Origin of the sequence: Streptomyces sp. NPDC007856, assembly GCF_042868225.1 — a bacterium.
Classification (GTDB): Bacteria; Actinomycetota; Actinomycetes; order Streptomycetales; family Streptomycetaceae; genus Streptomyces.
On the sequence record NZ_JBIAEC010000010.1, the window covers coordinates 215,252 to 222,163 of the forward strand.

Below are 6,912 nucleotides of genomic sequence, written 5' to 3' on the forward strand. Positions count from 1 at the left end.
GTCGGCCGTCCGCAGAATGGGTGGGCGGAAAACCACCGGTCCCACCCGCCCCGAGGAGACGACAAGGCCATGGCCCTGGAGATGCGCGAACGCTGCGAGCGCTGTTCGAGCACCGCCCTGCCTGCCGACGGCCCGGCTCGCATCTGCTCCTACGAGTGCACGTTCTGCGAGGCGTGCGGCGAGGCTCTGGGACAGATCTGCCCCAACTGCGGCGGCGAACTGGTCGCGAGACCACGCAGACCGGCCGGTTGTCCCACAAGGCCCTGATCGACGGGGAGTTCCGGCTTCTCCGGCCGCCCTCACGTGTCCGGCCGGAATATCGACTCCGGCGCCCGGGCGGCACGTGCGTGGCGGCAGGCGGGCTTCGCCTTCCCGGCCTCATCGCCTCTGGCCTCCGGGATGCCGGCCTGGTCCGCCGTCCTGCTGATCCTGCTCGGGGGTGGGCGAGCACGCCCTTGGGCGAACTCCGCCATGCCGCCGGATCCTTCGAGCTGCGCTATGCCCTCGCTCCGGCGCACGCCCAGGGCCGGTACTCCAGCTCGGGTGCGCGGGGCTCCTGGCGCCGTCGGCGCTGCGCTGGGCGCAGCGGTCCCGCCCGGCCGAGGTGACAAGTGCCGCCACCGGCTGACGGCGAGGTCCCACCGAGGTGACCGGGACCGCCGTCAGCGCAGTGCCCCCAGCGGGTCGTCCAGGACCGGCTGCCAGGCCAGTTCCGCCGCGCCGACCAGGCTGTTGTGGTCCAGGGTGCAGGGCAGGATCGGTACTCCACCGCTCTGGCCCCACAGGCTGCGGTCGGCGACGACCGCCCGGAGCCGGCCGGGGTCGGCGTCCAGGAGGGTGCGGTGCAGGCCGCCGAGGATGATGCGGTCGGGGTTGAGGATGTTGACCAGTCCGGCCAGGCCCAGGCCCAGACGGTCGATCAGGGCCTCGGCGGCCGTGCGGACGGCCGGGTCGTCGTACTGGGTGCGCAGCAGGTCGTTAGCCTGCTGGAGCAACGACACCTCGGGACCCGGCTCGCGGCCGGCCTCGGCCAGCAGGGCCAGCGGGTCGGCCTCCACGTCCAGACAGCCGCGGCTGCCGCAGTGGCAGGGCCGGCCTTCCGGGTTGACGGTGAGGTGGCCGACCTCCAGGGCGAGCCCCGAGCTGCCGGTGTGCAGACGGCCGTCGAGGACGAGCGCGCCGCCGACGCCGCGGTGTCCGGTGGCCACGCACAGCAGGTCCCGGGCGCCCCGGCCGGCGCCGTGCCGGTGTTCGGCGAGCGCGGCGAGGTTGACGTCGTTGCCGCAGAAGGCGGGACCGGTGATGGCCGCCGCGCTCACGCGCTCCGCGAAGATCCGCCGGACAGGAGCGCCGACCGGCCAGGCCAGGTGCAGGGGGTTGAGGGCGAGCCCGTCGGGTTCGGCCACGGCGGACGGCACGGCGAGTCCGGCGCCGACGCAGCGGCGGCCGGTCGTGCGCAGCAGTTCCGCGCCCGCCTCGACGACCGAGCCGAGCACCTTCGCCGGGTCGGCGTCGACGGTCTCGCAGCCGGGCGCGGTCGCCACGATCCGCCCGCCGAGGCCGACCAGCGCGGCCCGGAAGCCGTCGGCGTGGACCTGCGCGGCGAGCGCCACCGGGCCGTCCTCGGCGACCTCCAGCCGGTGCGAGGGGCGGCCCTGCGAGCCGGCCGCGGCGCCCGGCCGGGCGTCCACCCGGATCAGCCCGAGCGCCTCCAGCTCGGCGGCCACCGCACCGGCGGTCGCCCGGGTGACCCCGAGTTCCGCGGTGAGCACGGCCCGGGTCGGCGCCCGCCCGGTGTGCACCAGCTCCAGCGCGGGTCCGAGCGCTCCGCGCCCTCGGTCCAGCCGCGCTCTCGAGGTGGTCCTCTCCCCCGCCGTCCGGGGATCCGCCTTGCCGCTCATGAGGGCGAGTCTCCCATGATCCGCAGGTGCGGCGGCCTACAGGCCGCTGACCCGAAGCGTGATGTTCAGACGTCCGGACAGACCCAACTCGCTCGGCGCGGTGCCGCCGTACACCCGCGGAACCCCGTGGTGGGCGAGCCGGGAGGGTCCGCCGAAGACGAACAGGTCACCGCTGCGCAGTTCCACGTCCGTGTACGGCTTCGCGCGCGTCTCGGTGTTGCCGAAGCGGAACACGCACGTGTCGCCCAGGCTCAGCGACACCACCGGCGCGTCCGCCTTCTCGTCGCTGTCGCGGTGCATGCCCATGCGGGCCTCGCTGTCGTAGAAGTTGATCAGTGCGATGTCGTACGCGTACGGCTCCTGGGGGCCCAGCGCGGCGACGGCGGCGCGGCGGCCCAGCTCGCCGAGCCAGGCCGGGAACGGCTTCACGGGGGCGCCGTCGCCGTCGACGGCCGTAGCGTCGTAGGCGTACGGGTACGAGTGCCAACCGGGGCAGTCCGGGTTGTCCCGTACGGCCCGCCCGCAGTTCGGGCACCTGCGCACGACACCCCAGTGCCGGCCGAGGCAGACCTGCCGTGCGGTCATCGTGCCGCCGCCAGGAGTGCGGACGGTGCGCAGTCCGGCCGGCGGCCGCGCCCAGACCCGGCAGGCGGCGAGCAGCTCGCGCTGCCGGCCCGCGTCCAGCCAGTCCGGGACGTGCACGGCGCCCGGCGCGACCTCCGCGCGCTCCCGGGGAAACAGCTCCACGTCCACACGCTCCATCTTGCCGCAGGCCCGCCCCACCAGCTCTGAGCTGCGGCTCCGCTAGCCTGGGAGGCACGATGAGCGACCGAATGACGACACCGTGGGGCGAGGTCGAGCTGTCCCGCTTCCCCGAGGACCCGCGCGACCGGCTGCGCGCCTGGGACGCCTCCGACGCGTACCTGCTGCGCCACCTGGCCGAGGAGGGGGTGCCGCTCACCGGCTCGGTCGTGGTGGTCGGGGACCGCTGGGGCGCGCTGGCCACGGCGCTCGCGCGGCACCGGCCGACGCAGATCACCGACTCCTTCCTGAGCCAGGAGGCGAGCCGGGCGAATCTGGCGCGGGCCGGTGTCGAGCCCGGTGCCGTCCGGTTGCTGACCACCCAGGATCCGCCGCCGCAGCGGGTGGACGCGCTGCTGGTGCGGGTACCGAAGAGCCTGGCGCTGCTGGAGGACCAGCTGCTGCGGCTGGCGCCCGCCGTGCACGCAGGCACGGTGGTCGTGGGCACCGGGATGGTGAAGGAGATCCACACCTCCACGCTGCAGCTGTTCGAGCGGATCCTCGGCCCGACCCGGACCTCGCCGGCACAGCAGAAGGCCCGGCTGATCTTCTGCACCCCGGACCCGGCCCTGGAGCGGCCGGCGAACCCATGGCCGTACGGCTACACACTCCCGGACGGCGTCGGGGCGGTCTCCGGGCGCCCGGTGGTCAACCACGCCGGCGTCTTCTGCGCCGACCATCTCGACATCGGCACCCGCTTCTTCCTCCAGCACCTGCCCGGCCCGGGCGCGGGCCGGGTGGTGGACCTCGGCTGCGGCAACGGCGTGGTCGGTACGGCGGTGGCGCTCGCCGATCCGTCGGCCGAGGTGCTGTTCGTGGACGAGTCCTTCCAGGCGGTGGCCTCGGCCGAGGCCACCTACAAGGCCAACGGGGTGCCGGGACACGCGGAGTTCCGTGTCGGCGACGGGCTGGCCGGGGTCGCGCCCGGCAGCGTGGACCTGGTCCTGAACAACCCGCCCTTCCACTCCCATCAGGCCACGACCGATGCGACGGCGTGGCGGATGTTCACGGGGGCGCGGCGCGCGCTGCGGCCGGGGGGTGAGCTGTGGGTGATCGGGAACCGGCATCTCGGGTATCACGTGAAGCTGAGGCGGTTGTTCGGGAACAGCGAACTGGTGGCCTCCGACCCGAAGTTCGTGGTGCTGAGGGCCGTCAAGAAGGGCCAGGTCCTGGCGTCCGGGAGAGGACGCCGATGATCCGGCGCACCTCGTCGGCCATCGCTTCCCGTCCCACGCTGAGGTACTTGCGCGAGTCGACGGCCTCCGGGTGAGCCGCGAGAAAGTCCCGGATCGCGCCGGTCATGGCCACGTTGAGCGCCGTGCCGACGTTGACCTTGGCGATGCCGCCGGTAACCGCCGCGATCAGGCCGTCGTCCGGGACCCCGGAGGAGCCGTGCAGGACGAGCGGGACGGACAGCGCAGTGGAGAGCCGTTTGAGAAGGCCGTGGTCGAGGGTGGCGGTGCGGGTGGTCATCGCGTGCACGCTGCCGACGGCGACGGCGAGCGCGTCCACCCCGGTACCCGCCACGAAGTCACGGGCCTGGTCCGGATCGGTGCGGGCGCCGGGCGCGTGGGCGTCCAGCGGGAGCCTGCCGTCCTTGCCGCCGATCTGGCCCAACTCGGCCTCGATCCACAGCCCTTGGGAATGGGCCCAGTCGGCGGCGGCCCGGGTGGCGGACAGGTTGTCGGCGTACGGCAGCCGGGCCGCGTCGTACATCACCGAGCTGAACCCGGCGTCGGGCGCCTGGCGCAGCAGGTGGTCGCTCTGCACATGGTCCAGGTGCAACGCGACGGGAACGGCGGCGCGTTCCGCGGCGGCGACGGCGGCCCTGGCCAGCGGCAGCAGCCGCCCGTAGCGGAACTTGACGGCGTTCTCGCTGACCTGGAGCACGACGGGCGCGCCGGCCGACTCGGCGCCGGCGATGACGGCCTCGACGTGCTCCAGGGTGATGACGTTGAAAGCGGCGACGGCGGATCTGGTTTCGGCGGCTGCGGTGACCAGCTCGCCGGTGGACGCGAGGGGCACGTGAGGTGTCCTTCCGGGCGCGGGTCTTGGCTCAGGGGGCGAGGATCACCGAGCGGGTGAGGTGGCGCGGCCGGTCGGGGTCGAGGCCGCGGGCGGCGGCGACGGCGACCGCGAGCCGCTGGACGCGGACGAGCTCGGCGAGCGGGTCCAGCCCGCCGGCGATCCACCGGCCGCCGGTGGTGCGGACCTGTTCGGCGAGCCCGTCGGGCGCCTCGCCGAGCATCCAGGTGGCCGTGCCCTCGGTGGTGACGCTGATCGGACCGTGCCGGTACTCCATCGCCGGATACGCCTCGGTCCAGGACAGCGAGGCCTCGCGCATCTTCAGCCCGGCCTCGCTGGCGAGTCCGACCGTCCAGCCGCGCCCGAGGAAGGTGAACTGGGTGCAGGCGACCAGGCCTTCGGGAAGAGGGGTGGAGAGGGCCGTGCGCGCGTCGGCGACGACGGAGTCGGTGTGCAGGCCGAGGTGGGCGCGCAGGAGGGTGAGGGCGGTGGTGGCGAACCGGGTCTGGACGACGGAGCGTTCGTCGGCGAAGTCCAGGACGACCAGGTCGTCGGCGGCCGAGGCCACCGGGGTGTCCGGATCGCCGATGACGGCCGTGGTCCGGGTCCTGCCCCTCAACTCGCCCAGCAGTTCCAGTACTTCCGTGGTGGTGCCGGAGCGGGTCAGGGCCACCACCCGGTCGTACGAGCGCCCGTACGGGAACTCGGAGGCCGCGAACGCGTCGGTCTCGCCCCGGCCCGCGCCCTCCCGCAGGGCGGCCACCGCCTGCGCCATGAAGTACGAGGTCCCGCACCCCACGATCGCGACCCGCTCCCCCGGCCCCGGCAGTGCGTCCCGGTACCGCCCCGCCTCCTCGGCCGCCCGTATCCAGCACTCCGGCTGGCTGTTCAGCTCGTTCTCGACATGGCTCATGGCCACACCCTCCCCTTGCTGATTGTTCCTGCAAGATAGAGCGAGTTTTCGAGCAAAATCAAGCATCCGAGCGCAGAACGAGGTGCGCTAGGGTCGCCGGGAACACTTGGGAACGGAGGCTGCGGATGTCCCGGGACGCCCGCTGGAAGGCGCTGCTGGAGCTGCTCGTCGAGCGCGGCCGGCTGGAGGTGGAGGAGGCGGCGGCCGAGCTGGAGGTGTCGGCGGCGACGATCCGCCGGGACTTCGACCAGCTCGCCGAGCAGCAGATGCTGGTGCGCACCCGGGGCGGGGCGGTGGTGCACGGGGTGTCGTACGAGCTCCCGTTGCGCTACAAGACGGCCCGCCGGGCCTCGGAGAAGCAGCGCATCGCCAAAGCCGTGGCCGAACTCGTCGCGCCCGGCGAGGCGGTGGGGCTGACCGGCGGCACGACGACCACGGAGGTGGCCCGCGCCCTCGCCGTACGCGGCGATCTGGCCACCGGATCACCCGCGCTGACCGTCGTCACCAACGCGCTCAACATCGCCAACGAGCTCGCCGTACGACCCCAGTTCAAGATCGTGGTGACGGGCGGTGTGGCGCGCCCGCAGTCCTACGAGCTCATCGGACCCCTCGCGGACGGGGTGCTCGGTCAGATCACGCTCGACGTGGCGGTGCTCGGGGTCGTCGCCTTCGACGTCACGCACGGCGCGGCGGCCCATGACGAGGCGGAGGCCGCGATCAACCGGCTGCTGTGCGAGCGCGCCGAGCGGGTGGTGGTCGCGGCGGACTCCAGCAAGCTGGGCCAGCGGGCGTTCGCCCGGATCTGCGGGGCGGAACTGGTGGACACGCTCGTGACGGACACGGCGGCGGGGCCGGAGACGGTACGCCGCTTCGAGGAGGCGGGCGTACGGGTCGTCGCGGTGTGACGGGGGGCGCGAAGGCGGGCATCCGGAACCTCACGGCGTGCCGGGAACACGTAGGCGGGCGCCTGGGTCGTCACGTGGTGACGGGGCGCGAAGGCGGGCGTCCGGGTCGTCACGTTGTGACGGGACCGGGGAGGCGGGTGTCCGGGACCTCACGGCCTGACGGGACCGGAGGCAGGCGCCAGGGTCGTCACGTTGCGACAGGGGCGCGAAGGCAGGCATCCGGAACCTCACGGCGTCACGGGAACGGAGGCAGGCACCAGGATCGTCACATTGCGACAGGGGCGCGAAGGCAGGCATCCGGAACCTCACGGCGTCACGGGAACGGAGGCAGGCACCAGGATCGTCACATTGCGACAGGGGCGCGAAG

General features: G+C 73.6%; 7 protein-coding genes. 3 read left to right on the plus strand and 4 right to left on the minus strand.

The window, feature by feature from the left end; translation table 11 throughout:
- Window positions 1–69 precede the first annotated feature (69 nt).
- Window positions 70–267: a DUF1272 domain-containing protein gene (locus ACFYOH_RS24340; RefSeq protein WP_388628955.1), complete on the plus strand. Its 198-nt coding sequence runs from the start codon at window positions 70–72 to the stop codon at window positions 265–267.
- 395 nt (window positions 268–662) lie between these two features.
- Here ACFYOH_RS24340 and ACFYOH_RS24345 read toward each other — a convergent pair whose 3' ends face one another.
- Window positions 663–1,901 carry an ROK family protein gene (locus tag ACFYOH_RS24345; RefSeq protein ID WP_388628958.1) on the minus strand — a complete coding sequence of 413 codons (1,239 nt, stop codon included), beginning with the start codon at window positions 1,899–1,901 and terminating at the stop codon, window positions 663–665.
- A gap of 36 nt (window positions 1,902–1,937) precedes the next feature.
- Entirely contained in the window at window positions 1,938–2,654 is a 717-nt protein-coding gene (locus ACFYOH_RS24350) for an alpha-ketoglutarate-dependent dioxygenase AlkB family protein (RefSeq protein ID WP_388628960.1), read from the minus strand.
- Between the two features lie 80 nt (window positions 2,655–2,734).
- On the opposite strand from ACFYOH_RS24350, the gene ACFYOH_RS24355 reads away from it, so the two are divergent.
- Window positions 2,735–3,898 (plus strand): methyltransferase, encoded by a 1,164-nt coding sequence (locus tag ACFYOH_RS24355; protein WP_388629274.1) that lies wholly within the window; start codon window positions 2,735–2,737, stop codon window positions 3,896–3,898.
- Here the strand turns inward: ACFYOH_RS24355 and ACFYOH_RS24360 are convergent.
- A complete protein-coding gene (locus ACFYOH_RS24360) occupies window positions 3,855–4,727 on the minus strand; it encodes a ketose-bisphosphate aldolase (RefSeq protein ID WP_388628963.1) in 873 nt (290 codons plus the stop codon). The two genes, ACFYOH_RS24355 and ACFYOH_RS24360, sit on opposite strands and share 44 nt — an antisense overlap.
- 31 nt (window positions 4,728–4,758) lie before the next feature.
- Window positions 4,759–5,640, minus strand: a complete 882-nt coding sequence (locus ACFYOH_RS24365; protein ID WP_388628965.1) for an SIS domain-containing protein — start codon at window positions 5,638–5,640, stop codon at window positions 4,759–4,761.
- Between the two features lie 125 nt (window positions 5,641–5,765).
- On the opposite strand from ACFYOH_RS24365, the gene ACFYOH_RS24370 reads away from it, so the two are divergent.
- Window positions 5,766–6,545, plus strand: coding sequence for a DeoR/GlpR family DNA-binding transcription regulator (locus ACFYOH_RS24370; RefSeq protein ID WP_388628968.1), 780 nt, complete (start codon window positions 5,766–5,768; stop codon window positions 6,543–6,545).
- Window positions 6,546–6,912: the final 367 nt, after the last annotated feature.